We start from the raw sequence: 26,544 nt of genomic DNA, 5'->3' as shown, positions 1-26,544 counted from the left end.
CACGGCCATGCTCACGATCCTCGTCGCCAACATCAAGGGCGGCTGCGGCAAGACGACCGTCGCCACCCACCTCGCCGCCGCGTCCGCCGCGGCGGGCCTGCCCACCGTGCTGGCCGACGTGGACCGTCAGCGCTCCTCGCTCGGCTGGCTGGAGCGCCGGCCGGAGAAGGCGCCGGCCCTGGTCGGGCTCGACTGGGCCAAGGACTTCACCGACACGCCGCGCGGCATCAAGCGGCTGGTCATCGACGCGCCCGCCGCGTTGAAGACCAAGCAGATCGAGGATCTGGTGAAGATGGCCGACATCGTCGTGCTGCCGGTGTTGCCCGGCGCCTTCGACGAGCAGGCGACCCAGCGTTTTCTGGTCAAGCTCGACGAGCTGAAGCGGATCGCGAAGAAGAAGACCACTGTGGCGGTGGTCGGCAACCGCATGCGCGCCCGCACCAAGGCCGCCGACCGGCTGGATCGGTTCCTCGGCGGCATCGGCCATCAGGTGGTGACGCGGCTGCGCGACAGCCAGATCTATGCAGATGCGGCGGAAAGCGGCCTCAGCCTGTTCGACATGCCGGGCAAGCGCGCCGCCGAGCATCGCGGCGACTGGCAGCCGCTGCTGGCCTACATCGACGGGGTTTGAGGGTTTTTTTGAGGGGGGCCTCACCCCTGCCGGCAGCCCTCCCGGCGCCAGAGGGCGAGATAATCGTCCAGGCCGCGGCCGGGGATCTCGTCGAACCGGCGATCCAGGGGCAGCAAGGTTTCCATGCGGTCGATGCGGAAGCTGCGGAACTCCTCGCGCAGTTCGCACCAGGCGCCCAGCGTCCACACCCGGCCCCAGAAGAACAGGCCCAGCGGCTGGACCGCGCGGGCGGAATGGGTGCCATCCTGGCGCCGGTAATCGAACATCACCACGCGTCTGGCATTGATGGCGCAGCGCAGCACGTCCATCCGGTCGCGCAAAGGGGCGGGGAAGGAGAAGTCGGGGACGAAGACGCGGCTGTCGGCCAGCTCGCGCCGCCGCGACTCCGGCACCACCGCCTCCACCTTGTCGAGCGCACGGGCGGCGGCATCGGCCAGCGCGCCGCCGACCCAGGCACGGGCGAGGCGGGCGCCGACGACCAGCGCCTCCACCTCGTCCTGGGTGAACATCAGCGGCGGCAGGTCATAGCCGTCGCGCAGCAGATAGCCAACGCCGGCCTCGCCCTCCACCGGTACGCCGGAGGAGGCGAGGTCGCGCATGTCGCGGTAGACGGTGCGCTCCGACACCTCCAGGCACCGCGCCAGTTCGGCAGCCGTCACCAGCCGCCCCTTGCGGAGATGCTGGACGATCTGGAACAGGCGGTCGGCGCGGCGCATGGCGGCGGCTCCGGCAGGGAGGATCAGTGCATCGAGAAGAGGCCGACGCGGTTGCCCTCGCTGTCGATGAACTGGGCGAAATAGCCGATTTCCGGGGTGATCAGCGTCTTTGGCACGACGATGCGGGCGCCGGCCTGCTCGGCACGGGCCAGCGGGGCGGACAGGTCGTCGCCGCCGTTCAGGTAGACGGTGGTGCCGTCGGCGCTCGGCTTGCAGGCCTCGTGCTGGATCAGGCAGCCCTTGACGGCGGTGCCTTCGGCCGGGAAGACGGCCATGATCATGCCGCTGGGGCAGGGCTCCTGGACCATTTTGGCGGCGAAGACGGTCTCGTAGAAGCCGACCGCGCGGGCGAGGTCGGTGACCGGAATCTCGAACCAGGTGACGACGTGGGGGATGTTCATCGGAGTGGCTCCTGACAGCGAGTGGGGTGGATGTTCGTGGTTCGTGCCGGCACACCCTCTTGATAGCACGCCCCTCCTGACAGCGTGATGTCAGGAGCGATCGGCTCCCTCAATGAAAATTGCGGCCCTTGGGGAAGGGGGCATGAGTCTCGTTGGCGGCGGGCCGGTTCTCGCCGGTCAGGTCGGCCAGCCGGTGGGTCAGGTCGATCAGCGATTCCACGCGCAGATGCACCACACCCTCGTGGTTCTGCACCCGGCCGGTGGCGGCCATCAGCCGGGCGGTCATGATCGGGCGGCGGAAGGTCTCGAAGGCGTCGGGCATGACGACGAGGTTGGCGATCCCGGTCTCGTCCTCCAGCGTGATGAAGACGACGCCCTCGGCGCTGCCCGGCCGCTGGCGGACCAGGACGAGGCCGGCGGTGGTCAGGCGGCGGCCGTCGCGCGTCTGCGCCAGCCGCTCTGCCGGGGTGATGCCGGGCAGGCCGTCGCGCAGCAGCGACAGCGGGTGGGCCTTCAGCGACAGGGACAGGCTGCCGTAATCCATCACCACATGCTCGCCGAGCGCCATGGCGGGCAGGGGGGCTTCCGGCTCCTCGGCCATCGGGTTGTATGGGGGACCGTCCAGCCGGGCGAACAGCGGCAGCGGCTGGTCGCCCAGCGCCCGCACCGCCCACAGCGCCGCCCGTCGGTCGAGCCCGACGGAGCGGAAGGCATCGGCCTTTGCCAGCTTTTCCAGTGCCGGGACCGGCAGGCGGGCGCGGCGCCACAGATCGTAGGGGTCGCTGTAGCCGCCGGCACGGGAGAGGACGACCGAGTCGGCGTGCTGCGGAGTGAAGCCCTTGATGAGGCGGAGACCCAGGCGGAGGGAGGAAGAGCCCTCCACCGCGCAATCCCAGCCCGACAGGTTCACGTCCGGCGGCAGCACCGTCACGCCATGCTCCCGCGCGTCGCGGACGATCTGGGCGGGGGCGTAGAAGCCCATCGGCTGGCTGTTCAGCAGGGCGGCGGCGAAGATGGCAGGGTGGTGGTGCTTGATCCAGGCGGAGACATAGACCAGCAGGGCGAAGCTGGCGGCGTGGCTCTCGGGAAAGCCGTATTCGCCGAACCCCTCGATCTGCTTGAAGCAGCGCTCGGCGAAGGCGGGGTCGCAGCCTTTGGCGGTCATGCCGGCGATGAACTTGTCGTGGAACCGCTCGACCTGTCCGCTCTTGCGGAAGGCCGCCATGGCGCGGCGCAGCTGGTCGGCCTCCTCGGCGGTGAAGCCGGCACCGACCATGGCGACCTTCATCGCCTGTTCCTGAAACAGCGGGACACCCAGCGTTCTGCTGAGGACCGGTTCCAGCACCGGCATCGGATAGGTGATGTCCTCCGCTCCGCTGCGGCGGCGCAGGTAGGGATGGACCATGCCGCCCTGGATCGGGCCGGGGCGGACGATGGCGACCTCGATCACCAGATCGTAGAATTTCTTCGGTCTCAGCCGCGGCAGCATGCTCATCTGCGCGCGGCTTTCGACCTGGAAGACGCCCAGGCTGTCGGCCCGCCCCAGCATATCGTAGACCGCAGGGTCGTCCTGGGGCAGGGTGGCGAGCGCCCAGCGTTGCCCATGCACCTGTTCGATCAGGTCGAAGGCGCGATGGATGCAGGTCAGCATGCCCAACGCCAGCACGTCGACCTTCAGGATGCCCAGCGCGTCGATGTCGTCCTTGTCCCATTCGATGGTGCTGCGGTCCTTCATCGCCGCGTTGGCGACCGGGCAGAGATCCGACAGCGGGCCGCGGGTGATGACGAAGCCGCCGACATGCTGCGACAGGTGGCGGGGGAAGCCCATCAGCTCGGTGGCAAGCTCCAGCGTGCGCTTGAGCCTCGGGTCGTCGGGATCGACACCGAGCTTGCGGGCGCGATCCTCGTCCACCCCCTGGCCGCCCCAGCCCCAGATCGAGCCGGTCAGCCGCGCCACCAGATCGGCCGACAGACCCATCGCCTTGCCGACCTCGCGCAGGGCGCTGCGGGCGCGGTAGCGGATGACGGTGGCGGTCAGCCCGGCGCGGGCGCGGCCGTATTTCCCGTAGATGTACTGGATCACCTCCTCGCGCCGTTCATGTTCGAAATCGACGTCGATGTCCGGCGGCTCGCCGCGGGCGGAGGAGATGAAGCGTTCGAACAGCAGGTCGACTTCGGTCGGATCGACCGAGGTGATGCCCAGGCAATAGCAGACGGCGGAGTTGGCGGCGCTGCCGCGGCCCTGGCAGAGGATGTCCTGCTCCCTGGCGAATCGGACGATGTCGTGGACGGTCAGGAAATAGGGGGCGAAGCGCTGCTCGGCGATCAGGGCCAGCTCGCGCTCCACCGTCTCGCGCACCGCATCGGGGATGCCGCCGGGGAACCGGTCGGACGGATAGCGCTTGGCCGCCCCGTCCCAGGTCAGGGCGACCAGCGTCTCCTGCGGGTCGCGGCCTTCCGCCACCTCGTCGGGATAGTCGTACCGCAGCTCCTCCAGCGAGAAGCGGCAGGCCTCGGCGATCTCCAAGGTGCGGGCGACGGCGTCGGGATGGTCGCGGAACAGGCGCATCATCTCGACGGCCGGTTTCAGGTGGCGCTCGGCATTGGCGGACAGGCGCCAGCCGGCTTCGTCGATGGTGGTGTGGTGGCGGATGCAGGTCATCACGTCGGCCAGCTCCCGCCGTCCGGCACCGTGATAGAGCACGTCGTTGGTGGCGACCAGCGGCACCCCCTCCGCCTCCGCCAGACCGGCCAGCCAGCGCAGCCGGCGGGCATCGTCGCCCTGGTAGCGATGACTCGCCGCCAGATAGAGCTGTCCGCGCGCCAGCCCGCTGCGCCAGGCGCGCAGTTCGCGCAGGAACGTCTCGTCGCGGCGGTCGGGGCCGAGCAGCAGGAACAGCATGCCTTCGGCATGGGCCAGCACATCGGTGCGGGCGATGAAGCACTCGCCCTTCGGCGCCCGCATCTTGCCCAGCGTCAGCAGCCGCGACAGCCGCGCATAGGCGGCGCGGTCGGTCGGGTAGGCCAGCAGGCTGTCGGCGTCGGTCAGGTCCAGCCGGCAGCCGATCAGCGGCCGGATCCCGACCTTCTTCGCCGCCACATGCATCTGCACCACGCCGGCCAGCGAATTGCGGTCCGTCACCCCCACCGCCGCCAGCCCCAGCGCCGCCGCCGTCATCGCCAGCTCGTCAGGGTGCGACGCCCCCTCCAGAAAGCTGAAGTTGGTGGCGAGCTGCAACTCGGCATAACGGATCATGGCAAGGCTCCCCGGCGCGGGCGGATGGGTGCGCGCGGGGATGATAGTCTGAAAATGGGACTTGTGTCATTATCGTGGCAAGATGCGGCTTTCCGGCCGCATTCTCACTCGATATAGGATTCGACGCCCATAACGGTGAAGCCCTTGTTCTCGGGGAAGCGGGCGTTGACCTTTTCGCGGGCCTTCTTCTCGTCGAGCGCCCAAACGAGGAAGCGTCGGCCGCGCTTCCAGCTGTCGAGCGCGGTGGGAATGAGTGTGGGGTTGACGCGGGTGCCGTATTCGATGTTGACCACCCGCAGGAGCCAGCCCTGGTCCTTCTGGGTGCGGCGGTCGTCCAGCACATAGATGCGGCGGTCGTTGGCACCGGAGGCCTTCAGGCGCTGTTCCAAATCCTCGCAGCCCAGCTCGGCCATCGCCTTGCGGCGGCGGGCGTCGCGCAGGTCGCGGGCCTGCTGGAGCGTGACGCGGGCGATCTTCTTGATCCGCTCGACCTGCGCCTGCTTGCGCGACACCGCGGTGGCGATCCGCTCCTCCGACGTCTTCAGGCGGCGCAACGCCAGCAGCAGCGACACCGCCAGGGAGGCGAGGCCGACCAGACCGGAGAAGATGTAGGGCATGCTGTCCATGGCGGGTCCGGCTTTCGAAGGGGGCTCAGCTGGCCTTGGCGACGGGGGTGTCGGCGGACAGGAATTCCTGCATCCGCGTCACGGCATAGCCGAAGGCGGGCGGGTAGCGCCGCTCGATCTCCGTCCGCGCCTCCGCCATCGAGCGCGCCCAAACCTCGATCATCTGCGGCTGCGCCCAGCTGGGATCGACCAGCGCATGCTGGCTCTGCTGGACGGCGCCGGTGCCGACATATTTGTTCACCACCATGGCGACGTAGCAGGGGCTGCCCTGGACCTCCTCGCCGACCAGACGGACCAGCCGCTCGCCGGACTGGCGCGCCTCCTCGATCTGGCGTTCCATCACCTTGCGGCGGCGCAGCACATCCTCGGCCGCACCGTCCAGATCCTTCAGCTCGCGGATGCGGTCACCGCGGCGGGCCTCCAGCTTTGTCTCCAGCTTGGCGCGGCGGGCGATGATGTCGCGCACCCCCTCCGACCCGTGGCGGCGTTCGATCGCGCGTTCGCCCAGCACGATGACGAGCTTGCCGATGCCGAACCCCAGCCCGGCCAGTCCGAAGGCGGTCATCAGCGCGTTGGTGTAGTTCTGCCACATGTGCGAACCCCCGATCGGAAATGGCATACGCCAAGATGTTTCCAACGATAGGAGTAACCCCTGGCTTGCCGCCATTCAATCGCGGCGCTGAAACGATATTACACAGTCGACAGGATGGAAGGCCGGGTGCGGCATCCCGTTACCCCGCCGCGCGCTCGACCCGGTTGCGGCCGGCCTGCTTGGCTGCATGCAAAGCGTGTTCGGCGCGGTGCAGGGTCTGTTCGACGCCGGGCTCGGCGGGAAGCCAGTTGGCGACGCCGATGCTGGCGGTGACGGGGATCGTCCGCTCCTCCACCAGGATCGGGCTGTCGGCCAGGGCGGCGCGCACCCGTTCCGCCACCACGGCGCTGCCGGCATCGTCGGTTTCCGGCAGAAGCACGACGAACTCCTCCCCGCCCGACCGCGCGATGTGATCGGAGATGCGGAGCGCCGCCCGGATCCGCTTCACCACCGCGCGCAGCACCGCGTCGCCGACGGCATCGCCATGGGCGTCGTTGACCGCCTTGAAGCCGTCGAGGTCGAGCAGGAAAACGCCGAGATGCCGGCCATAGCGCCGTGCCCGCGCCAGTTCCGCCGCCGCCAGTTCCAGGAAGCGGCGGCGGTTCCACACGCCGGTCAGCGGATCCAGCGTCGCCATGCGGTTGAGGCGGACGGTCGCCTCCTCCAGCGCGCGGCCGCGTTCGGCAAGCTTCTGTTCCAGCGCCGCCAGATCGGCATAGGCGCGCAATGCCGTCACCACGCTGGTGAACAGCCGGCGTGCCGTCAGTTCGGTCTTGGCGGTGTAGCCGTCGATTTCATAGGCGAGGACCAACTCCTCCTCCGGCACACGGGCCGGCTGCCCGGTGCGCAGGACGATGCGGATGGCGCGGTTGCCCAACTCCTCGCGGATGCGGCGGGCCAGCCGCAGGCCGGCATCCTCGGTCTCCATCACCACGTCGAGCAGGATGACGGCGATATCCGGGGTGTTGCGCAGGATGCGTTCCGCCTCCGCCGCACTGGTGCAGTCGAGCAGGCGGACGGGGCGGCCGCGGAAGCGCAGCCGGGCGAGTGCCAGCCGGGTGACGGCATGCACCTCCGGCTCGTCGTCGGCGACCAGAACCAGCCAGGGCGGAGCGGCCGGGGCGGTGTCGCCGGTCCCGCCGGCCCCGCTGGACAGATCCTGCGGGGTGGGAGACTCGTCCGAGGCGAACAGGAGATCGTTGGACATGGCTGCCGGCTCGGGACTGTCCACGGTACACGCCAGGATGGAAGCACGGCCCCGGCCCCGATGCAACGGTGCCGAGTGCCGCGCCGGGGCTATGGCGTTCCGAACCCGTCGGGATGAAAATCACCGGGGATCGGTCGTGCCGGTGGCGCGTTTCGCCATTCGGTGCTTGCGCGGCCACGCCAAGCCACCTTAGGCATGGCTGTGCATCGAAATGATCGGAGCGGACCGGGTATGGAAGCAAGCATGGATGGGCGGGAGCATGCGGCCAAGCTGCGCGCGCTCGCGCTGGGGGCGCTGGGTGTCGTCTATGGCGACATCGGCACCAGCCCGCTCTACACGCTGCGCGAATGCCTGACCGAGGGCGGCGGCTTCCCGCTGACGCCCGAAGTCATCCTGGGCGTGCTGTCGCTGATCTTCTGGGCGCTGATCATCACGGTGACGGTGAAGTACGTCATCTTCATCATGCGTGCCGACAACCAGGGCGAGGGCGGCATCCTGGCGCTGACCGCGCTGGCGCTGCGCGGCATGCGGCCGGGGCACCGGCGGACCGGGGTCGTCATGGCGATCGGCGTGATGGGCGCCTCGCTGTTCTACGGCGACAGCCTGATCACCCCCGCCATCTCGGTGCTGAGCGCGGTGGAGGGCCTGCATGTCGTCGCCCCCGCCCTGGACAGCTATGTCATCCCGATCACGCTGACCATCCTGGTCGGGCTGTTCGTGCTGCAGCGATTCGGCACCGAGAAGGTCGGTAAGCTGTTCGGGCCGGTGATGCTGGTGTGGTTCCTGACGCTGGCGGTGCTGGGTCTGGGGCAGATCATCCGCTATCCCGGCGTGCTGGGCGCGGTGTGGCCCGGCCATGCGGTGGAGATGCTGTTCAACCATGGCTGGCACGGCTTCCTGCTGCTGGGTGCGGTGGTGCTGGCGGTGACGGGGGCGGAGGCGCTCTATGCCGACATGGGGCATTTCGGCCGCAAGCCGATCCGCGGCGCCTGGTACAGCATCGTGCTGCCGTCGCTGCTGCTCTGCTATTTCGGCCAGGGCGCCCTGCTGCTGCACGAGCCGGAAGCCATCGAGAATCCCTTCTTCCATCTGGCGCCGGACTGGGCGCAGGTGCCGCTGCTGCTGCTGGCCACCGCCGCCACCATCATCGCCGGACAGGCGGTGATCTCCGGCGCCTATTCGGTGACCTTGCAGGCCATGCATCTGCGCTATCTGCCGCGGATGGAGGTGATGCACACGTCGGAGCACGAGAAGGGCCAGATCTATATGCCGCAGCTGACCTGGCTGCTGCTGGCCGGCGTCATCCTGCTGGTGCTGAGCTTCCAGACCTCCAGCAACCTCGCCGCCGCCTACGGCATCGCGGTGACCGGCACGATGGTGGCGACCACGCTGCTGGCCTACAAGGTGGCGCGCTCGCTCGGCCGCTGGAAGCTGTGGCAGGCGGTGCTGGCGCTGGCGGTGTTCCTGACCGTCGACATGGCGCTGTTCCTCGCCAATCTGGTGAAGGTGGAGGAGGGCGGCTGGTTCCCGCTGGTGGTCGGTGCGGCGGTCTTCCTGCTGATGGCGACGTGGCGGCGCGGGCGCGAGGTGGTGCGCAAGCGGCTGGCCGAGGATGCGCTGCCCTTCGACATGCTGCTGGAGCGGCTGAAGAGCGGGTCGGTGCAGCGGGTGCCGGGCACCGCGGTGTTCCTGACCGGCAACCCGCGCGGCCTGCCGCCGGGGCTGCTGCACAGCATGAAGCACTACAAGGTGCTGCATCAGCGCGTCGTGCTGCTGACCGTCGACATCGAGGATGTGCCGCATGTGCCGGACGAGCAGCGCTTCGAGCTGAAGGCGCTGTCGGCCGGGTTCTTCCGGCTGATCGTCCATTTCGGCTTCAAGGACGAACCGGACATCCCGGTGGCGCTGGAAAGCAAGCGCATCCCCGGATTGCCGTTCGAGCCGATGGAGACGACCTATTTCGTCAGCCGTGAGACGCTGATCCGCAGCCATGGCAAGTCCGGGCTGCCGCGCTGGCAGGAACCGCTGTTCATCTTCCTGTCGAAGCTGTCGTCCAGCGCGTCGGAGTACTTCTGCATCCCGCCCAACCGGGTGGTCGAACTGGGCATGCAGTTGGAAATCTAGGGCCGAACTTGCCGATACGGGCGGCGGGCGGGGGCAGTTTCTGCCGCCCCCGCCAGAAGGCCACTCGCCTCATGCCGCTACTGGATGGTCAAGACCGGACGGCCACTACCAGACAATAGACACCGGCGGTTTGTAGGCGGAGGCGGCGAACATCTGCCGCACCGCCAGTTCAATCTTGATCTGGGCCTCCGATTTCTTGACGAAGGACAGGTCTATGTCGCCCAAGGACTTCACCACGCAGCCGGAGCGGCTGAGATTGCGGAGCGCCGCCTGGGACGACTGCTGTTTTTCCTCGGGGATGGCTGTGATCGTGGCCGATCCCTCCGGCGGCCGGACGACATAGAGGTCGAATTTCGGCATGGGCACCCTCCGTTCTGATGAAACGTCGGGTGCCCCACCGCAAGGGCCGGGCCAACTTTCACAAAAAGGTCAGCGCCGGACCATCGGCGCCAGATCCTTGCGGATGCCGGCATCCAGGCGGGCGTTCAGATCGTCCATCATCCGGCGGGTCATCTCCAGGAAGGTCGCCTCGCGGTCGGCCAGCGAGATGTTCTCCGCCACGGTGGTGGAGTGGGTGACGGTGGAGCGGGTCACGCCGCGGAAGCCGCCATTGCCGGTGTCCGGCACCTCGCCGGCGATCTCCACCTCGATCCGGCCGTCATAGCGCTGGGCCTGGTCGTTGGTGAAATAGCCGGTGATGCCCTTCCTGGTGGGCAGCGCCACCTCGACGATGCTGGCGTCGCGGATGGTGACGCGCAGGCGCCCCGTTCCACCGGCCGCCTGCAAGCGCTCCGCCGCCCAGCGCCGCACCGCCTCGGCCGGCGGAACCGCGGAGCGGTCCTCCACATGCTTGCCGCCGACCGGACGGTAGGCGTCGACCACGTCGACGGTGCCGGCATTCAGAACGATCGGCCCGAAATTGGAGAAGTCGACCGGACGGGGCGCCGGCCGTGGCGGCGCGCTCTGGCAGGCGGCAAGCAGGAGGGTGGCCATTCCGGCGGCGAGGGTGAAGCGGCGCGACAGCATGGGGGCTCCGGTTCTTGGGCTGCTTTCGGCAACCTGGGTTACTGGAAAAGGAAAGGGGCGCGGCGCGGACGCCGCGCCCCCATGAACGCGTTTTTGTCTGACCCTATTCCCACGAAGGAGGCGAGGTCAGGAGGCAGGGCCATAGACGCGGTCGAGATCCGCGTCGGTGAAGTGGTAGTCGGTCGAGCAGAACTGGCAGGTCACCTCGACCCGGCCGTCGTCGATCTTCAGCTCCTGCACCTCTTCACGGGGCAGGCCGCGCAGCATGGTCTCCACCCGCTCGCGCGAGCAGCGGCAGCCGAAGCGCAGGGCGGTGCCCTCATAGACCCGCACGCCGTCCTCGTGGAACAGGCGGTAGAGCAGGTCGGCGGCCGGCAGGTCGGTCGACAGCAGCTCGTCGCCGGACACGCTGGCCATCAGCGCCATGGCGCGGCGCCAGTCGTCCTCGCTGTCCGATGCGGTCAGCCCCTGCTCCTGCGGCAGGCGCTGGACCATGATGCCGCCGGTCCGCCAGGGGCCGAAGGAGCCGTCCGGCAGCGCCGCGCGGTCGACCGAGACGGTCAGGCCGGTGTCGATCTGCTCGGACTGGCGGAAGTAATGCTGGACGCAGTCGGTCAGCGTCTTGCCGTACAGCTCGACGATGCCCTGGTAACGGTCGGTGTCGGGACCCTGGTCCACCGTGAAGGCGATGTAGCCCTTGCCCAGCAGAGCGGCGGCCGGGGCGATGTCGACGTCCCGCTCGGCCTTGGCCAGCGCTTCCGGATCGAACTGGGCATAGGCGCGCACGTCGCCGACCGAGGTGACGTCGGCCACCATCAGGTTGATCGGCCCGTCGCCCTTGGTCTGGAGCGTGAAGATGCCCTCGTACTTCAGCATGCTGGCGAGCAGCACGGCGAGCGTCGCCGTCTCCGCCAGGAAGCGGGCGACGGTGGGCGGATAGTCGTGGCGGGTCAGGATCTCGTCGATCGCCGGTCCCAGCTTGATGATGCGGCCGCGCAGGCGCGACGCCTCGATCTGGAACGGCAGGACGAAATCATCGGTGAGCGGGCGGACGGACGGATCGTCCATAGGGCGCATTCCTTAAGACAGAGACCGGTTATGCAGGCGTAGGGCCGAAGATCGGGGTGCGGGGGGGCCGAATCAAGATCGGTAGAGCACCCATGCGAATTTGGCCCTCTCCCGGGGTGGGGAGAGGGCCAATCGAAGCGTCGACTGCAGGGATCGGGCGTGGAATGTCAGTCCAGCACGCCCATGCACCAGCCGAGGATGGCCTTCTGGGCGTGCAGGCGGTTTTCCGCCTCGTCCCAGACCACCGAATGGCGGCCGTCGATCACGCCGTCGGTCACTTCCTCGTTCCGGTGGGCCGGCAGGCAGTGCATGAACAGCGCCTCGGGGTGGGCGTGCGCCATCAGCGCCTCGTTCACCTGATAGGGGGCGAGGATCGCCGCGCGCTCGTCCACGTCGGTGTTGTGCATCGAGGCCCAGGCGTCGGTGATGACGCATTCGGCCCCGCGCACCGCCTCTTCCGGGCTGTCGGTGACGACCAGACGGCCGCTGCCCTCGCGCTCGGCCCAGGCCAGCAGCTCCGGCGACGGGCCGTAGACGGTCGGGCAGGCCAGACGCAGCTCGAAGCCGAAGCGGACGGCGGCGTGCGCCCAGCTGACCGCGACGTTGTTGCAGTCGCCGATCCAGGCGACGGTCCGGCCGTTGATCGGACCGCGATGCTCCTCGAAGGTCATCAGGTCGGCCATGATCTGGCAGGGGTGGGTCTGGTCGGTCAGGCCGTTGATGATCGGAATGCTGGCGTGGGCCGCCAGCTCATGCACCCGCTCCTCGCCGGTGGTGCGGACCATCACCGCATCGACGAAGCGCGACAGCACGCGGGCGGTGTCGCCGATGGTCTCGCCGCGGCCCAGCTGCATGTCGTCGGGCTTCAGCACCACGACGTTGCCGCCGAACTGCTGCATGCCGACCTCGAACGACACGCGGGTGCGGGTCGAGGGCTTCTCGAAGATCAGGGCCAGCGAGCGGCCGGCCAGCAGGGTGGAATGGGCCAGCCGGTCCTTCTTCAGGTCGGCCTTGATGCGGACGGCATGGTCGAGCAGGCGGCGCAGGGTGGCGCCGTCCATCCGGTCGATGTCGAGGAAATGCCGAACCGTGCCGTTGGCGGTGTTGTTGTCGCCGTTCATCCCACGCACTCCTGCGCCGTCCGGTCGAGAATCCCGACGGCTTCGTTCACTTCGGCTTCGCCGATGTTCAGGGGCGGCAGCAGCCGCACCACATTGTCGCCGGCCGGAACCGACAGCAGGCCGTTGGCGCGCAGCTTCGCCACCACCTCGCCGACCGGCTGGCCCAGCTTGAGGCCCAGCATCAGGCCCTGGCCGCGCAGCTCCAGGAACATCGACGGATGCCTGGCGATCAGCTCCTCCAGGCGGCCGCGCAGCAGGGCCGAGGTCTTCTGCACGTCGTCCAGGAAGCCCGGCGCCAGCATGACGTCCAGCACGGCATTGCCGACGGCGGTCGCCAGCGGGTTGCCGCCATAGGTCGAGCCGTGGGTGCCGGCGGTCATGCCGGATGCCGCACGCTCGGTCGCAAGGCAGGCGCCGAGCGGGAAGCCGCCGCCGATGCCCTTGGCGACGCACATGACGTCCGGCGTGATGCCGGCCCATTCATGGGCGAACAGCTTGCCGGTGCGGCCCATGCCGCACTGGATCTCGTCCAGGAACAGCAGCAGGCCATGCTCGTCGCACAGCGCACGCAGGCCGCGCAGGAACTCCACCGAGCCGGCACGGATGCCGCCCTCGCCCTGGATCGGCTCGACGCAGATGCCGCCGGTGGCCGGCGTGATCGCGGCGCGCACGGCGTCGAGGTCGCCGAACGGCACCTGATCGAAGCCGTCCAGCAGCGGATCGAAGCCGTGCACCAGCTTCTCCTGCTTGGCGGCCGAGATGGCGCCCAGCGTGCGGCCGTGGAAGGCCTGCTCGAAGGTGATGATGCGGTTCTTCTGCGGGTTGCCGCTGTCATAATGGTACTTGCGGACGGCCTTGGCGCCGCATTCCCACGCTTCCGCACCGGAGTTGGTGAAGAACACCGTGTCGGCGAAGGTCACCTCGGTCAGGCGCTTGCCCAGGCTCTCCTGTCCGGCGACCCGGAACAGGTTGGAGGTGTGCCACAGCTTCTGCGCCTGCTCGGTCAGCTTCTCAACCAGATAGGGATGCGCGTGACCCAGGGCGTTCACCGCGACGCCGGCGGCGAAGTCGAGGAATCGTCGCCCGTCGGTCGCGTAGAGATACGGACCTTCACCGCGCTCGAAAACAACATCGGCGCGGGCGTATGTGGGCATAACGACGGGGATCACGGCTTTGGTCTCCCAAAAAAGGAAAATCCGGCGGCCATGCCTGACCGCCGGGAACGGCAAATATCCGGAGATTGATGGGTTCTGTCAACGGACAGGGGTGAAAAAGCGCTGTTTTCGCAGCGTCTTCACGCCTTAAGCTTGTAGCCGGTCTTGAACATGCGCCAGGCGAGCCACCACAGACCGATATTCACGCCCAGCATCACCGCCACGCCCAGCCAGCGCGCCCCGTCGGACACCCCGATGAAGCCATAGCGGAAACCGTCGATCATGTAGAAGAACGGGTCGAAATGGGCGACCCACCAGAAGACCGGCGGCAGGGTGTCGACCGAATAGAAGGTGCCGGACAGGAAGGACAGCGGCGTCACCACGAAGTTGGTCACCGCGGCGATGTTGTCGAACTTCTCCGACCAGACGCCGCCGACCAGACCCAGCAGCGCCAGCAGCATCGACGCCATCACCGCATGGAAAACGACGAAGCCCGGATGCGGCATGTGCATCGGGATCACCGCCCAGATGGCGAGGCCCGTCACCAGGCCGACCACGACGCCGCGGGTGACGCCGCCCAGCACGAAGCCGCTGACCAGTTCCATCGGCGACAGCGGCGGCATCAGGATGTCGACGATGTTGCCCTGGACCTTGGCGATCACGACGGAGGAGGAGGTGTTGGCGAAGGCGTTCTGCACCATCGCCATCATGATCAGGCCGGGGGCCAGGAACTCCAGGTAAGGCGTCGGGCCGACCATCCGCACCGCCGACCCCAGCGACAGGGCGAACACCGCGTAATAGAGCAGCGTCGTCACCACCGGCGCCCAGACGGTCTGCTGGTGCACCTTGATGAAGCGCCGCACCTCGCGTGCGTAGAGCGTCCACAGGCCGATCCAGTTGACGGAACCGACATTGCGCGGCATGGGAGGAAGGGGAAGGGTCATCGCGTCACGATCTGCCTTTAGGGAACCGGCACCCGCGGTTTCGGCACCCCTTGGGGGAGCCGGGTGAGGGCCGGAACTGTTTCGCCAGGAAAGGGCGCCGGGTAGGTCACGGACCGCCAGTAAGGCCACGGACTGTACGTGCGGCCCGCCCATCCGGCAACCGCCGCCGCCGAAGGGACTGCCATGAACACCGACGATAAGCGTTCCGTTCCCCCCGCCCGGTCGCCGGCGAGAAAGCCGCCGAAGCGGGTCACGCCGCAGTATCTGGAAAATGCGGCGCTGTATTATCTGGAGCGCTTCGCCAGTTCGACATCCAATCTGCGCCGGGTGCTGATGCGCAAGGTCGACCTGTCGGCCAAGGCCCACGGCACCGACCGCGAGGAGGGTGCCCGCTGGATCGACGAGCTGCTGGCGCGCTATGTCCGCAGCGGCCTGCTGAACGACGAGACCTATGCCCGGATGCGCACCGAAAGCCTGCACCGCCGCGGCGCCTCCACCCGGCTGATCGCCCAGAAGCTGGCCGGCAAGGGCATCGGCCGCGACGAGGCCGACAAGGCGCTGGACAGCCTGCGCGAGGATGTCGGGCCCGATCTGGATTTGACGGCAGCGCTGGCGCTGGCGAAGCGGCGCCGTCTGGGACCCTACCGGCGACCGGACCAGCGCACGGCGCAGCGGGAGAAGGACATGGCGGCGCTGGGCCGCGCCGGCTTCGGCTATGAGATCGCCCGGCGGGTGGTGGATGCCGAGGATCCGGACGGGCTGCTGGAGGAGTAGGGCGCCAGCCGATGAAATATTGAAGATGGAACGGCGTGGAACATCTTTCCGGAGATGTTCCATGGTTCACATAGCAAGAAATTGAGAGGCCCAGAAATGACTGGCCCTGAAACGACGAAACGCGCGGCACCCTTTCGGATGTCGCGCGCCGCTCTCTTACCGGGAGTCGGAATCGTCCTGTACGCGTCCTAAACTTCTTCAGCGGAGCGGCAAGCGCCCCGCCTCAGCACACCAAACGCGCCCCAGAATCGGGGAAGCGATCAGGCCGCAGCCTGCTGCTTCTCCTGCGCCTTGGAGATCCGGCGCTTGATGCGACGGGCATCCAGGCTCAGCACCGCGTCCTTCGCATCGAGCAGGAAGGCGTCGAGGCCGCCCTTGTGCTCGATCGAGCGGATCGCGTTCACCGAGAGGCGCAGACGCACCAGCTGACCCAGGCTGTCGCTGAGCAGCGACGTTTCCTGGAGGTTCGGCTGGAAGCGGCGACGATTCTTGTTGTTGGCGTGGCTGACGTTGTTGCCAAACTGCGTGCCCTTGCCGGTCACGGAGCACCGACGTGCCATCGGACTGTTCCTTTATTTTAGCAAATGAAACCCGGTAACGGACGGCCCGCCGCCCGAAGGAGGCCGCTATATAGTCGAACAAAAGCGCCGTCGTCAAGCCTGTCTTCAAACCGGGAACCGCGATGAAACCGTCAAAGCCCGAGTCGTCGCGGTATTGTGGAGAGTCGAAGCGCGGCGGCCTCTTCGATCCGACGAAGAGACGAGCCGCGCCAATCTTGTGCCGACGGGTGTCAGTTCACGGTCGGCGAGGTCTTCGACGCCGGCTTGGCGGCCAGAGGCTTGCCGGGGCGGCGCTGCGCCGGCTTGGCCACGGCCTTCGCCTCGGCGGCGATTGCCGCGGCGGGGGCGGCCGTCTCGGCCTTCACCGTTTCGACCAGTTCCTTCACCGGAACCTCGACCGAGTCGGCGGCCGGAGCGGCAACGGTGGCGGCGACCGGAGCGATCTCGGCAACCACGGCCGGAACCGGGGCAGCCTGCAGAGCCTCGACGGCCGGCGCCGGGGCGGCGATTTCGACCTTCGGAGCCTCGACCTTCGGGGTGGCAATCACCGGGGCCGCCACCGGTGCCGGCTTCGGAGCCTCGGCCTTCGGGGCCGGGGCGGCGACGGGGGCCAGGGTGGGGGCCGCCACGGGAGCGGCCACAGGAGCGGCCTCCGCGGCCGGAGCCGGCAGGGCGGTGATCTCGGCGGCGATCTTGGTGGAGACGTCCAGGAAGCCCTGCACGCTCTCGGTCACGCGGGCCTGGGTGGTGGACAGCCAGTCGCGCTGCAAGGCCGCCAGATCGGCGGGGTTGCGGGCCTTGCCCAGCCCGGCGGCCAGGCGGCTGGCGTCGTTGACCGAGGCGGTGACGCCGTCGAACCAGCGGCGGTAACCGTCCTGCACCAGCGTGGCGACGCGGGCGGACTTGGCGGCGGTGGTCTGGGCGTTGGTCTTGAGCAGGTTCAGGACGTTGGCGGGGGTCGGCTGAGCGGTCATGGCGTTGTCTCCCGTAGAGCAAGGCATATTGGCGGAAACGGAAAGGCCGCTCCGGCGTAACCCCAGGAGACCGCGGGCACCCCGGCCCAAGCGACGAAGGCGAATCGACAAAGTCGAATCGGCGCACGTCGCCCCTTTCCCGCCCGGTGCAGAATAGCCCTACGGTTGGTGCGGTGCAACGGATTTGTTGCGGTGCAACATAAGCTGAACGGTTTATGTCTCGTTGGATCAGAGGGTTTCCGTCCGGTCGAGAAAGCGCCCGAGAAGGGTATGGGCCGCCGCCGCCGGGATGGTGGTTCCGGCTGTCACCTCCGCCTCGAGGCGCGCCAGATCGGCCCGCACCGCCGGATGGGCACGGAAACGGTCGATCAGCGTCTCGCGAATCTCGCTCCACAGCCAGGCGCGGGCCTGCTCCGCCCGACGGGTGGCGCGGGCGCCGTTGGCCTCGGTCAGCGCCTTGTGCTCGCCGATGGTGTCCCAGATCGTGTCGATGCCCACCTTCCGGAAAGCCGAGCAACTGAGGACCGGGACCCGCCAGTCGCCATGGCGCAGCAGGGTCAGCGCGTGGCGGTAATCGGCGACGGTGTGGCGGGCGGTGGCGGCGAGGTCGCCGTCGGCCTTGTTGACGACGACGAGGTCGGCCAATTCGACGATGCCCTTCTTGATGCCCTGCAACTCATCGCCGCCGGCCGGCAGCAGCAGCAGCATGAACAGGTCCACCATGTCGGCGACCGCGGTCTCCGACTGGCCGACGCCGACCGTCTCCACCACGATCACGTCGAAGCCGGCGGCCTCGCAGACCAGCATCGCCTCGCGCGTGCGGCGCGCCACGCCGCCCAGAGTCGCACCGGCGGGGGAGGGGCGGATGAAGGCGTCGGGGTCGCGCGACAGGTCGACCATCCGGGTCTTATCGCCCAGGATCGAGCCGCCGGTGCGCTGCGACGACGGATCGACCGCCAGCACCGCGACCTTGTGCCCCAGCCCGATGACATGCAGCCCGAACGCCTCGATGAAGGTCGATTTCCCCACCCCCGGCACGCCGGAGATGCCGAGTCGCACCGAGTTGCCGGTATAGGGCAGCAGCGCCGCCAGCAGCGCTTCGGCGGTGATGCGATGGTCGGCGCGCGTCGATTCGATCAGCGTGATCGCCCGCGCCAGCGCCCGCCGGTCCCCCGACCGGACGGCCCCCGCAAGTTGGGTTGCGAGGCGGGCGGCGTCTTGCGGGGCGGTGTCGGTCATGGCGGTGGCATCGGCTTGTGCGAAGGGAGCGGTACCCTACCCGAGGGAGCGGTTCGGGATAAAGCCTTTGGGGAGTGGCGGGTTGCCCCACGGCGGGAGGGTGCGGCCGTGGGGAGCAAGATTGACACGGATGACACGGATGTCGCGGATGACGTTTGAAACAGGGGGGGCCGGTTTGGCAAGCATCACCAGGGGCATCTGAATATCGAGCTTGGTCAGGCGCCCGCTTCGGCACCGGGCGTCCCGCTCGGCAAGCTCAAGAATATCCGTGATATCCGTGTCTCCATCCGTGACATCCGTGTCAATCTTGTCTGCACTTCCTGCACCCTCGGGATCACGCCCACGTCACGTCCGCACCGCCGGCGATTCCACCGCCTCCAGGTTCAGCGCGGCGGCGAGCAGGGCGCGGGTGTACTCCTCGCGCGGCTCCTCGAAGATGCGCTGGGTCGGTCCCTGTTCGACCACCTTGCCGTCCTTCATCACCATGACGTGGCTGGACAGCGCCCGCACCACCCGCAGATCGTGGCTGATGAACAGGTAGGCGAGGTTGTGGCGGGCCTGGATGTCGCGCAGCAGATCGACGATCTGCGCCTGCACCGACATGTCGAGCGCCGAGGTCGGCTCGTCCAGCACGACGAATTTCGGCTTCAGCACCAGGGCGCGGGCGATGGCGATGCGCTGGCGCTGGCCGCCGGAGAACTCGTGCGGGTAGCGGTTGCGCGCCTCGGGCGGCAGGCCGACCTCCTCCAGCGCGCGGGCGACCATCGCCTCGCGTTCCTTGGCGTCGCCGATGCCGTGGATGCCCAGCCCTTCGCCGATGATCTGGCCGACCGACAGGCGCGGCGACAGGCTGCCGTAGGGGTCCTGGAAGACGATCTGCATCTCGCGCCGCAGGCTCCGCAGGCGCTTCGGCTGCCAGCCCTGGATGTCGGTGCCGTCGAAGCGGATGGCGCCCTGGCTGGCGTGCAGCCGCAAGAGCGCGAGGCCCAGCGTCGTCTTGCCCGATCCCGATTCGCCGACGACGCCGACGGTGTGGCCGCGGCGGACCGCCACGTCGACGCCGTCCACCGCCTTGATGTGGCCGACGGTGCGGCGCAGCAGCCCCTTCTTGATCGGGAAATGGACCTTCAGCCGGTCGGCGGCCATCACCTCCGCTGCATCCTCGGGCGGCGACAGGGGGTTGCCGCGCGGCTCGGCCGACAGCAGCTTCTTCGTGTAGGCGTGGCGCGGGCGGATGAACAGGTCGTCGACCTTGGCCTGCTCGACGATCTCGCCCTGGTTCATCACGCAGACGCGGTCCGCCATCTTGCGCACCACGCCGAGGTCGTGGGTGATCAGCAGCAGCGCCATGCCGAAGCGGCTTTGCAGATCCTTCAGCAGCGCCAGGATCTGCGCCTGGATGGTGACGTCGAGCGCGGTGGTCGGCTCGTCGGCGATCAGCAGGTCGGGCTCGTTGGCCAGCGCCATGGCGATCATCACCCGCTGGCGCTGGCCGCCCGACAGTTCGTGCGGGTAGGCGGTCAGCCGCTTTTCCGGGTCGGGCAGGCCGACGAGGCGCAGCAGCTCCAGCGTGCGGGCGCGGGCGGCGCCGGCCGACAGGCGCTTGTGCAGGAACAGGGTCTCGTTGATCTGCCGCTCGATGCTGTGCAGCGGGTTCAGCGAGGTCATCGGCTCCTGGAAGATCATGGCGATGCGGTTGCCGCGCACCTGACGCAGGGTCTTCTCCTCCGCGCCCAGCAGCTCGGTGTCGCGGAAGCGGATCGACCCGGCGGGGTGGTGCGCCATCGGGTAGGGCAGCAGCTGCAGGATCGACAGCGCCGTCACCGACTTGCCGGAGCCCGATTCGCCGACCAGCGCCAGCGTCTCGCCCTTCTGGATGTCGAAGGACACACCCTTGACGGCCTGGGTCGCGCCGGCGCCCGAGCGGAAATCGACGCGCAGGCCCCGCACGGACAGCAGGTCGGGGTTGGGGGGCATCAGGCTCATGTCGGGCTCTTCACGGTCGTCGTCGTCATTCCGCCGCTTCCTTGCGCGCCGCGGTCGCCGCGGCGGCCTCGCCGGGCAGCGCGGTCGACATCTGGGCGATGGTCTTGCGCGGGTCGAAGGCGTCGCGCACCGCCTCGCCGATGAAGATCAGCAGGCTCAGCATGATCGCCAGCACGAAGAAGGCGGTCAGGCCCAGCCACGGCGCCTGGAGATTGGCCTTGCCCTGGGCCAGCAGCTCGCCCAGCGACGGCGAGCCGGGCGGCAGGCCGAAGCCGAGGAAATCCAGTGCGGTCAGGGTGGTGATCGAGCCGTTGAGGATGAAGGGCATGAAGGTCAGCGTCGCCACCATGGCGTTGGGCAGCACATGGCGCACCATGATGGTCACGTCGCCCGCGCCCAGCGCCTTGGCGGCGCGCACGTAATCGAGGTTGCGTGCCCGCAGGAACTCCGCCCGCACCACATGGACCAGTGCCGTCCACGAGAACAGCAGCAGCAGGCCCAAGAGCCACCAGAAGGTCGGCGTCACCACGCTCGCCAGGATGATGAGCAGGAACAGGGTGGGCAGCCCCTGCCAGATCTCGATGAAGCGCTGGAACAGCAGGTCGGTCAGCCCACCGAAATAGCCCTGGACCGCGCCGGCCGCGACGCCGATGACCGACGAGAAGAGGGTCAGCACCAGACCGAACAGCACCGAGATGCGGAAGCCGTAGATCAGCCGGGCCACCACGTCGCGCCCCTGGTCGTCGGTGCCGAGCCAGTTGTCGGCCGACGGGGGGGCGGGCGCCGGGACCGGCAGGTTGTAGTTGATGGTGCGGTAGCTGTAGGGGATCGGCGGCCAGACCATCCAGCCCTTGGCGGCGATCAGGTCGCGGACATACGGGTCGCGGTAATCGGTCTCCGTCTCGAACTCGCCGCCGAAGGTGGTCTCGGGGTAGGTCTGGAAGACCGGCCAGTAATAGTGGTTCTCGTATTCGATCAGCAGCGGCTTGTCGTTGGCGATGAACTCCGCCCCCAGCGAGACGGTGAACAGCACCAGGAAGATCCAGAAGGACCAGAAGCCGCGGCGGTTCGCCTTGAAATTGGCCAGCCGGCGCCGGGTCAGCGGAGTCATCACACCCTCCGCGAGTCGAAGTCGATGCGGGGATCGACCATCACATAGGTGATGTCGCCGACCAGATTCATGATCAGCCCCAGCAGCGTGAAGAAATAGAGCGTGCCGAACATCACCGGATAGTCGCGGTTGATCGCCGCCTCGAAGCCCAAGAGCCCCAGCCCGTCGAGCGAGAAGATCACCTCGATCAGCATGGCGCCGGTGAACAGGATGCCGATAAAGGCACCGGGGAAGCCGGCGATGACGATCAGCATGGCGTTGCGGAAGACATGGCCGTACAGCACGCGGTTCTCCGTCAGGCCCTTGGCCCTGGCGGTGGTGACATACTGCTTGCCGATCTCCTCCATGAAGGAGTTCTTGGTCAGCATGGTCAGGCCGGCGAAACCGCCGATCACCATGGAGAACACCGGCAGCGCCATGTGCCAGAAATAGTCGAGCACTTGTTTGTACCAGGGCAGGCTGGCCCAATTGTCCGAGACCAGCCCGCGCAGGGGGAACCAGTCGAGATAGCGCCCGCCGGCGAACACCACGATCAGCAGCACCGCGAACAGGAAGCTGGGAATGGCGTAGCCGACGATGACGACGCCCGACGTCCAGACGTCGAAGGGCTGGCCGTCGCGCACCGCCTTGGCGATGCCCAGCGGAATGGACACCAGATAGACGATCAGCGTCGTCCAGATGCCGAGCGAGATCGACACCGGCATCTTTTCCAGCACCAGATCGACCACACGGCGGTCGCGGAAGTAGCTGGTCCCGAAATCGAACGCGATGTAGTTCGACATCATGTGGATGAAGCGTTCGTGCAGCGGCTTATCGAAGCCGAATTCCTTCTCCAGTTGCTTGATGAAGGCGGGGTCCAGCCCCTGGGCGCCGCGATACTTGCCGCCGCTGTCGCCGCCGGTCTGGTTCTGGCGCTGGGCGGCGTTGGCGTCGCCACCGGCGTTGCCGCCGATGCGCGAGGTCGCCTCCACCGCGGTGCCCTGGACGCGGGCGATCATCTGCTCGATCGGGCCGCCGGGGGCGATCTGCACGATCAGGAAATTGATCACCATGATCCCGAACAGGGTGGGGATGATCAGCAACAGGCGGCGGATGATGTAGGCCAGCATCGCGGGTGTCCCGACCCTCCCCAATCCTCAAGGAAACGACAGCTTAGACCAGACTACAGGTCAGGGTCCCGTGCGGCGTGCGCTGTTGGCGAGCTTCGCGTTCTTGTCCGCGTCGATCCACCAGCTGTCCGGGAAGCCCAGGCCGTACTTTGGGGCAACCGCCGGATGGGAGAAACGGTTCCAATAGGCCACGCGGTACACCGTGTCGTGCCAGTGCGGGATGACGTACCAGTTCCACAGCAGCACGCGGTCGAGCGCCCGGGTGGCGGCGATCAGCGCCGGGCGGTCGGGGGCGGCGATCAGCGTCTCCACCAGCTTGTCGATGGCCGGGTTCTTGATGCCGATCGAGTTGCGGCTGCCGGGCTGGTCGGCACGCGAGGATTCCCAGTAATCGCGCTGCTCGTTGCCGGGCGACAACGACTGCGGGAAGCGCTCGATGATCATATCGTAATCGAAATTATCGGTGCGGTTCTGGTACTGCGCGCTGTCGACCACGCGGATCTGCGCCTCGATGCCGGCGCGTTCCAGATTGCGGACGAAGGGCTGGACGATGCGTTCCATGTCGGCCTGGACCAGCAGGAACTCGAAGCGGAAGGGCTGGCCCTGCGCATTCACCAGCTTGCCGTTCTTGAGATCCCATCCGGCGTCCTTCAGCAGGCCCAGCGCGGTGCGCAGGTTGCCGCGGATGTTGCCGCTGGCGTCGGTCTTCGGCGGCTCGTAGGGCTTGGTGAAGACCTCGTCCGGGATCTGGCCGCGGAACGGCTCCAGCAGTTTCAGTTCCTCAGGGGACGGCAGGCCGGTGGAGGCCAATTCGGTGTTGGCGAAATAGCTCCTGGTGCGCTGGTACAGGCCATAGGACAGGTTGGCCCGCGTCCATTCATAATCGAACAGGTAGTTCAGCGCCTCGCGCACGCGGCGGTCCTGGAAGACCGGGCGGCGGATGTTGAAGACGAAGGCCTGCATGCCCTGCGGGTCCTCGTGCTTGATTTCCTCCTTGATGATCTGGCCATTCTGCACCGCCGGAACATTGTAGCCGGTGGTCCAGTTCTTCGAGGAGTTCTCCAGCCGGAAATCATAGGCGCCGGCCTTGAACGCTTCGAAGGCGACGTCGAGGTCGCGGTAATAGTCGTAGCGGATGCGGTCGAAATTGTAGCGGCCGCGGTTGATCGGCAGATCCTTCGCCCACCAGTCCTTGACCCGCTCATAGGTGATGGCGCGGCCGGCCTGCACCTCCACCACCTTGTAGGGGCCGCTGCCGATCAGCGGATCGAGGGTGGTGGTGGCGAAATCGCGGTTGGCGAAGGCATGCTTGGGCAGCACGGGCAACTGGCCCATGATGACTGGAAGCTCGGGATTGTTGCCATCCCGGAACGAGAATTTGACCGTGCGCTCGCCGGTCTTCTCCGCCTTCGTTACGTCGGCGTAATAGGTGCGGTAGAGCGGGTGGCCCTTTTCCTTCAGCGTGTCGAAGCTCCAGATCACGTCGTCCGCCGTGACCGGCTGGCCGTCGTGGAAGCGGGCTTCCGGCCGCAGGGTAAAGGCGACCCAGGTGCGGTCGGGAGCGATCTCGATGCTTTCGGCCAGCAGGCCGTATTCGGTGATCGCCTCGTCGCCGTTGCTGGTTGTCAGGGTCTGGAACACCAGCCCGGCCCCGGCGGCGGCCTGCCCGCGCAGGATGAAGGGGTTGAGATTGTCGAAGCCGCCGAAGGCCATCAGCTTGACCTCGCCGCCCTTCGGGGCGTCGGGATTGGCATAGTCGAGATGCTGGAAGTCCGGCCCGTATTTCGGCTTGCCGTGCAGGGCCAGGGCGTGGCTGCCCCCCGTCTTGCCCTGGTCCTGAGCCGAGGCAGGGGATGCCGGCAGAAGTGCTGCCGCCATCATCACCGCTGCCGCCGCCATACCGGTGCCCAGCCACCGCATCCGACCCGTCATGCCCGATCCCCTCCCTCGCTTGTTTTCCCGAAAAGCGTTCAGACCGATGGAGTTAGCGCCGCAATGGGGCGTCATCAAGGCTGCGCCGCCTTGCCGGCCGGATCGACCCACCAGGTCGCCGGGAAATTGGTGCTGCGATAGTCCTGATCGTATTTCGGCCAGACCGCCGGATGGGCCAGCCACGCCTTGTGGGCGACCCAGCTTTCCGGGTTGTGCCATTGCGGCACCATGTAGAACCCCCACAGCAGCACGCGGTCGAGCGCGCGGGTGGCGGCCTGCACCGAGTCGAGATCCTTGGCGGTCAGCGCCTTCTCGATCAGCGCGTCGGCCACCGGGTCATGGATGCCGGAATAGTTGGCCGATCCCTTGAGGCCGGCGGCGGCCGAGCCGAAATAGCCGCGCAGCTCGGTGCCCGGCGGGGTGAAGAAGGCGAGGTTGACGATGATCGAGTCGAAATCGAACTCGTCCAGCCGCGCCTGATACTGCGCGGTGTCGACCAGACGCAGGGAGGCGTCGATGCCGACGCGGCGCAGGCTCTCGACATAGGGCTGGATGACGCGGGTCAGCGCACCGGTGCCGTCGAGGAACTCGATGGCCATCGCCTCGCCGGTCTTGCCGTTGGTCAGCTTGCCGTTGCGGACCTCCCAGCCGGCCTCCTTGAACAGGCGGGTCGCCTCGCGTACCTGGGCGCGGTTGTTGCCGCTGCCGTCGGTGGCCGGCAGGGTGAAGGGCTGGGTCAGCAACCGCTCGGACAACTGCGGCTTGAACGGCTCCAGCAAGGCCAGTTCCGCCGGGCCGGGCGGGCCCTTGGCGCCGAAGTCGGAGTTGGGGAAGTTGCTGAGCGTCCGCTTATACTGGCCGTACAGGATGTTCTTCTGGATCCAGTCGAAATCGAACAGCAGCGCCAGCGCCTCGCGCACGCGCGGGTCGGCGAACTTGTCGCGGCGGGTGTTCAGCCGGAAGCCCTGGGCGCCCAGCGGCAGTTCGCTCGGCACCTCCAGCTTCCGGACGCGGCCGTCCTTCATGGCGGGAAAATCGTAGCCGGTGGTCCAGCGCTGCGCTCGGTATTCGCCGCGGAAGTCGTAGGCGCCGGCCTTGAACGCCTCGAACATCACGTCGTCGTCGCGGTAGAAGTCGTCCTTCACGATGTCGAAATTGTAGAAGCCGCGGGCGGTCGGCAGATCCTTCGCCCACCAGTCGGCGACCCGCTCATAGGTGATAGAGCGGCCGGCATCGACCGTCTTGATCCGGTAGGGGCCGCTGCCCAGCACCGGCTCCAGCGTCGTCTTGGAGATGTCGCGACCGTTCGACGTCCACCAATGCTTGGGCTGGGGCGAGAAGGTGGTGGCGAAGTCGATGATCGGCTTGATCTCCCCGGTGCCGGTCAGGGTGATCTTGAAGCGGCGGTCGTCCAGCGCCTCCACCTTGGCGGTGCGGTCGAGGAAGGACTTGATGAAGGGGGCGCCATGGGCCTGGATCGCGTCCCAGGTGAAGACCACGTCGGCGCTGGTGATCGGCGTGCCGTCATGCCAATGGGCGCCCTGGCGCAGCGTGAAGACCGCCCAGCCGTAATCGTCCGGCACCTCGACGCTTTCCGCCATGTGGGCGTAGGCGGCGTCCAACTCCCAGCCGGACCCGACCATCAGCGTGTCGGAGATCAGCCCCAGCGTGCGCGGCCGCACCCCGCGCAGGATCAGCGTGTTCAGGCTGTCGTAGGTGCCCGGCTGCGATTCGGCCAGCCCGACCGACCCGCCTTTCGGCGCGTCGGGATTGACGTGGGGGAAATGGGTGAAGCCGGGCTTGAACTGCGGCTCGCCGAACTGCTTCAGCGCGGTGACGGTCCGGGTGGCGGCCTGCGCGGGCGTCAGGATCGCCGGCGCGGACAGGGTCAGGATCGTGGCGGCAATGGCGAGAAGGCGGCGCATCGGCGGTCCTGTGTGGGGAGCGGACGTTCTGGTTAGATTGCCACGCCCGCTCCCCGGTCAAGCGCAAT

General features: G+C 67.8%; 23 protein-coding genes. 3 read left to right on the top strand and 20 right to left on the bottom strand.

Annotated features, from left to right (window positions below):
- The first annotated feature begins 7 nt into the window (after window positions 1-7).
- On the top strand, window positions 8-631 hold the full coding sequence (locus VH569_RS02870) for a ParA family protein (protein WP_109051942.1): 624 nt from the start codon (window positions 8-10) through the stop codon (window positions 629-631).
- Between the two features lie 20 nt (window positions 632-651).
- Here the strand turns inward: VH569_RS02870 and VH569_RS02865 are convergent, their stop codons facing one another.
- From VH569_RS02865 to VH569_RS02840, 6 genes are all read right to left on the bottom strand, one after another.
- Window positions 652-1,347 carry a helix-turn-helix transcriptional regulator gene (locus VH569_RS02865; RefSeq protein WP_423313870.1) on the bottom strand — a complete coding sequence of 232 codons (696 nt, stop codon included), beginning with the start codon at window positions 1,345-1,347 and terminating at the stop codon, window positions 652-654.
- 23 nt (window positions 1,348-1,370) lie between these two features.
- Window positions 1,371-1,748: a VOC family protein gene (locus tag VH569_RS02860; RefSeq protein WP_098738987.1), complete on the bottom strand. Its 378-nt coding sequence runs from the start codon at window positions 1,746-1,748 to the stop codon at window positions 1,371-1,373.
- Window positions 1,749-1,857: 109 nt separating this feature from the next.
- Window positions 1,858-5,004 carry an error-prone DNA polymerase gene (locus tag VH569_RS02855; RefSeq protein ID WP_423313869.1) on the bottom strand — a complete coding sequence of 1,049 codons (3,147 nt, stop codon included), beginning with the start codon at window positions 5,002-5,004 and terminating at the stop codon, window positions 1,858-1,860.
- Window positions 5,005-5,108: 104 nt separating this feature from the next.
- Window positions 5,109-5,630 (bottom strand): hypothetical protein, encoded by a 522-nt coding sequence (locus VH569_RS02850; RefSeq protein ID WP_395459058.1) that lies wholly within the window; start codon window positions 5,628-5,630, stop codon window positions 5,109-5,111.
- A 25-nt stretch (window positions 5,631-5,655) separates the two neighbouring features.
- A complete protein-coding gene (locus tag VH569_RS02845) occupies window positions 5,656-6,222 on the bottom strand; it encodes a hypothetical protein (protein ID WP_109491188.1) in 567 nt (188 codons plus the stop codon).
- A gap of 139 nt (window positions 6,223-6,361) precedes the next feature.
- Window positions 6,362-7,429 (bottom strand): GGDEF domain-containing response regulator, encoded by a 1,068-nt coding sequence (locus tag VH569_RS02840; protein WP_423313866.1) that lies wholly within the window; start codon window positions 7,427-7,429, stop codon window positions 6,362-6,364.
- A gap of 231 nt (window positions 7,430-7,660) precedes the next feature.
- Between VH569_RS02840 and VH569_RS02835 the strand changes: the two genes are divergently transcribed.
- The gene (locus tag VH569_RS02835; protein WP_109051948.1) at window positions 7,661-9,553 is read left to right on the top strand and encodes a potassium transporter Kup; all 1,893 of its coding nucleotides are present in this window, start codon (window positions 7,661-7,663) and stop codon (window positions 9,551-9,553) included.
- A gap of 105 nt (window positions 9,554-9,658) precedes the next feature.
- Here VH569_RS02835 and VH569_RS02830 read toward each other — a convergent pair whose 3' ends face one another.
- The 6 genes from VH569_RS02830 to VH569_RS02805 form a co-directional block, all read right to left on the bottom strand.
- On the bottom strand, window positions 9,659-9,913 hold the full coding sequence (locus tag VH569_RS02830) for a hypothetical protein (RefSeq protein WP_109051949.1): 255 nt from the start codon (window positions 9,911-9,913) through the stop codon (window positions 9,659-9,661).
- Between the two features lie 69 nt (window positions 9,914-9,982).
- Complete coding sequence (locus tag VH569_RS02825) at window positions 9,983-10,579, bottom strand: hypothetical protein (RefSeq protein ID WP_423313862.1); 597 nt, start codon at window positions 10,577-10,579, stop codon at window positions 9,983-9,985.
- Window positions 10,580-10,705: 126 nt separating this feature from the next.
- The gene (locus VH569_RS02820; protein ID WP_423313860.1) at window positions 10,706-11,647 is read right to left on the bottom strand and encodes an Hsp33 family molecular chaperone; all 942 of its coding nucleotides are present in this window, start codon (window positions 11,645-11,647) and stop codon (window positions 10,706-10,708) included.
- A 167-nt stretch (window positions 11,648-11,814) separates the two neighbouring features.
- A complete protein-coding gene (argF, locus tag VH569_RS02815; protein ID WP_423313858.1) occupies window positions 11,815-12,768 on the bottom strand; it encodes an ornithine carbamoyltransferase in 954 nt (317 codons plus the stop codon).
- Complete coding sequence (locus VH569_RS02810; protein WP_423314120.1) at window positions 12,765-13,922, bottom strand: aspartate aminotransferase family protein; 1,158 nt, start codon at window positions 13,920-13,922, stop codon at window positions 12,765-12,767. Before VH569_RS02810 ends, argF begins: the two co-directional genes overlap by 4 nt.
- A gap of 140 nt (window positions 13,923-14,062) precedes the next feature.
- On the bottom strand, window positions 14,063-14,866 hold the full coding sequence (locus tag VH569_RS02805) for an ABC transporter permease (protein ID WP_377808561.1): 804 nt from the start codon (window positions 14,864-14,866) through the stop codon (window positions 14,063-14,065).
- A 183-nt stretch (window positions 14,867-15,049) separates the two neighbouring features.
- Here VH569_RS02805 and VH569_RS02800 point away from each other — a divergent pair, with 183 nt between their 5' ends.
- Window positions 15,050-15,640, top strand: a complete 591-nt coding sequence (locus VH569_RS02800) for a regulatory protein RecX (RefSeq protein ID WP_423313856.1) — start codon at window positions 15,050-15,052, stop codon at window positions 15,638-15,640.
- 260 nt (window positions 15,641-15,900) lie between these two features.
- Here VH569_RS02800 and rpmB read toward each other — a convergent pair whose 3' ends face one another.
- The 8 genes from rpmB to VH569_RS02760 all read right to left on the bottom strand — a co-directional run bounded on the left by rpmB (window position 15,901) and on the right by VH569_RS02760 (window position 26,476).
- Window positions 15,901-16,200: a 50S ribosomal protein L28 gene (rpmB, locus tag VH569_RS02795; RefSeq protein ID WP_012973047.1), complete on the bottom strand. Its 300-nt coding sequence runs from the start codon at window positions 16,198-16,200 to the stop codon at window positions 15,901-15,903.
- Between the two features lie 230 nt (window positions 16,201-16,430).
- The gene (locus VH569_RS02790) at window positions 16,431-17,174 is read right to left on the bottom strand and encodes a hypothetical protein (protein ID WP_423313853.1); all 744 of its coding nucleotides are present in this window, start codon (window positions 17,172-17,174) and stop codon (window positions 16,431-16,433) included.
- Between the two features lie 228 nt (window positions 17,175-17,402).
- A complete protein-coding gene (gene meaB, locus VH569_RS02785) occupies window positions 17,403-18,413 on the bottom strand; it encodes a methylmalonyl Co-A mutase-associated GTPase MeaB (RefSeq protein ID WP_423313851.1) in 1,011 nt (336 codons plus the stop codon).
- Between the two features lie 345 nt (window positions 18,414-18,758).
- Complete coding sequence (locus VH569_RS02780) at window positions 18,759-20,399, bottom strand: ABC transporter ATP-binding protein (RefSeq protein WP_423313849.1); 1,641 nt, start codon at window positions 20,397-20,399, stop codon at window positions 18,759-18,761.
- Between the two features lie 25 nt (window positions 20,400-20,424).
- A complete protein-coding gene (locus VH569_RS02775; RefSeq protein WP_423313847.1) occupies window positions 20,425-21,510 on the bottom strand; it encodes an ABC transporter permease in 1,086 nt (361 codons plus the stop codon).
- Entirely contained in the window at window positions 21,510-22,619 is a 1,110-nt protein-coding gene (locus tag VH569_RS02770; protein ID WP_423313845.1) for a microcin C ABC transporter permease YejB, read from the bottom strand. Before VH569_RS02770 ends, VH569_RS02775 begins: the two co-directional genes overlap by 1 nt.
- Before the next feature lie 60 nt (window positions 22,620-22,679).
- A complete protein-coding gene (locus VH569_RS02765) occupies window positions 22,680-24,551 on the bottom strand; it encodes an extracellular solute-binding protein (RefSeq protein WP_423313843.1) in 1,872 nt (623 codons plus the stop codon).
- Between the two features lie 74 nt (window positions 24,552-24,625).
- On the bottom strand, window positions 24,626-26,476 hold the full coding sequence (locus VH569_RS02760; protein ID WP_423313842.1) for an extracellular solute-binding protein: 1,851 nt from the start codon (window positions 26,474-26,476) through the stop codon (window positions 24,626-24,628).
- Between the last annotated feature and the right edge of the window lie 68 nt (window positions 26,477-26,544).

This window comes from Azospirillum sp. 11R-A (assembly GCF_049472615.1).
GTDB lineage: Bacteria > Pseudomonadota > Alphaproteobacteria > Azospirillales > Azospirillaceae > Azospirillum > Azospirillum palustre.
This window is presented reverse-complemented; position numbering and strand designations above follow the sequence as displayed.

Coding starts and splice junctions, on each gene's coding strand:
- VH569_RS02870 (WP_109051942.1), top strand. CDS start 8: ATGCTCACGATCCTCGTCGCCAACATCAAGGGCGGCTGCGGCAAGACG.
- VH569_RS02865 (WP_423313870.1), bottom strand. CDS start 1,347: ATGCGCCGCGCCGACCGCCTGTTCCAGATCGTCCAGCATCTCCGCAAG.
- VH569_RS02860 (WP_098738987.1), bottom strand. CDS start 1,748: ATGAACATCCCCCACGTCGTCACCTGGTTCGAGATTCCGGTCACCGAC.
- VH569_RS02855 (WP_423313869.1), bottom strand. CDS start 5,004: ATGATCCGTTATGCCGAGTTGCAGCTCGCCACCAACTTCAGCTTTCTG.
- VH569_RS02850 (WP_395459058.1), bottom strand. CDS start 5,630: ATGGACAGCATGCCCTACATCTTCTCCGGTCTGGTCGGCCTCGCCTCC.
- VH569_RS02845 (WP_109491188.1), bottom strand. CDS start 6,222: ATGTGGCAGAACTACACCAACGCGCTGATGACCGCCTTCGGACTGGCC.
- VH569_RS02840 (WP_423313866.1), bottom strand. CDS start 7,429: ATGTCCAACGATCTCCTGTTCGCCTCGGACGAGTCTCCCACCCCGCAG.
- VH569_RS02835 (WP_109051948.1), top strand. CDS start 7,661: ATGGAAGCAAGCATGGATGGGCGGGAGCATGCGGCCAAGCTGCGCGCG.
- VH569_RS02830 (WP_109051949.1), bottom strand. CDS start 9,913: ATGCCGAAATTCGACCTCTATGTCGTCCGGCCGCCGGAGGGATCGGCC.
- VH569_RS02825 (WP_423313862.1), bottom strand. CDS start 10,579: ATGCTGTCGCGCCGCTTCACCCTCGCCGCCGGAATGGCCACCCTCCTG.
- VH569_RS02820 (WP_423313860.1), bottom strand. CDS start 11,647: ATGGACGATCCGTCCGTCCGCCCGCTCACCGATGATTTCGTCCTGCCG.
- argF (WP_423313858.1), bottom strand. CDS start 12,768: ATGAACGGCGACAACAACACCGCCAACGGCACGGTTCGGCATTTCCTC.
- VH569_RS02810 (WP_423314120.1), bottom strand. CDS start 13,922: ATGCCCACATACGCCCGCGCCGATGTTGTTTTCGAGCGCGGTGAAGGT.
- VH569_RS02805 (WP_377808561.1), bottom strand. CDS start 14,866: ATGACCCTTCCCCTTCCTCCCATGCCGCGCAATGTCGGTTCCGTCAAC.
- VH569_RS02800 (WP_423313856.1), top strand. CDS start 15,050: ATGAACACCGACGATAAGCGTTCCGTTCCCCCCGCCCGGTCGCCGGCG.
- rpmB (WP_012973047.1), bottom strand. CDS start 16,200: ATGGCACGTCGGTGCTCCGTGACCGGCAAGGGCACGCAGTTTGGCAAC.
- VH569_RS02790 (WP_423313853.1), bottom strand. CDS start 17,174: ATGACCGCTCAGCCGACCCCCGCCAACGTCCTGAACCTGCTCAAGACC.
- meaB (WP_423313851.1), bottom strand. CDS start 18,413: ATGACCGACACCGCCCCGCAAGACGCCGCCCGCCTCGCAACCCAACTT.
- VH569_RS02780 (WP_423313849.1), bottom strand. CDS start 20,399: ATGAGCCTGATGCCCCCCAACCCCGACCTGCTGTCCGTGCGGGGCCTG.
- VH569_RS02775 (WP_423313847.1), bottom strand. CDS start 21,510: ATGACTCCGCTGACCCGGCGCCGGCTGGCCAATTTCAAGGCGAACCGC.
- VH569_RS02770 (WP_423313845.1), bottom strand. CDS start 22,619: ATGCTGGCCTACATCATCCGCCGCCTGTTGCTGATCATCCCCACCCTG.
- VH569_RS02765 (WP_423313843.1), bottom strand. CDS start 24,551: ATGACGGGTCGGATGCGGTGGCTGGGCACCGGTATGGCGGCGGCAGCG.
- VH569_RS02760 (WP_423313842.1), bottom strand. CDS start 26,476: ATGCGCCGCCTTCTCGCCATTGCCGCCACGATCCTGACCCTGTCCGCG.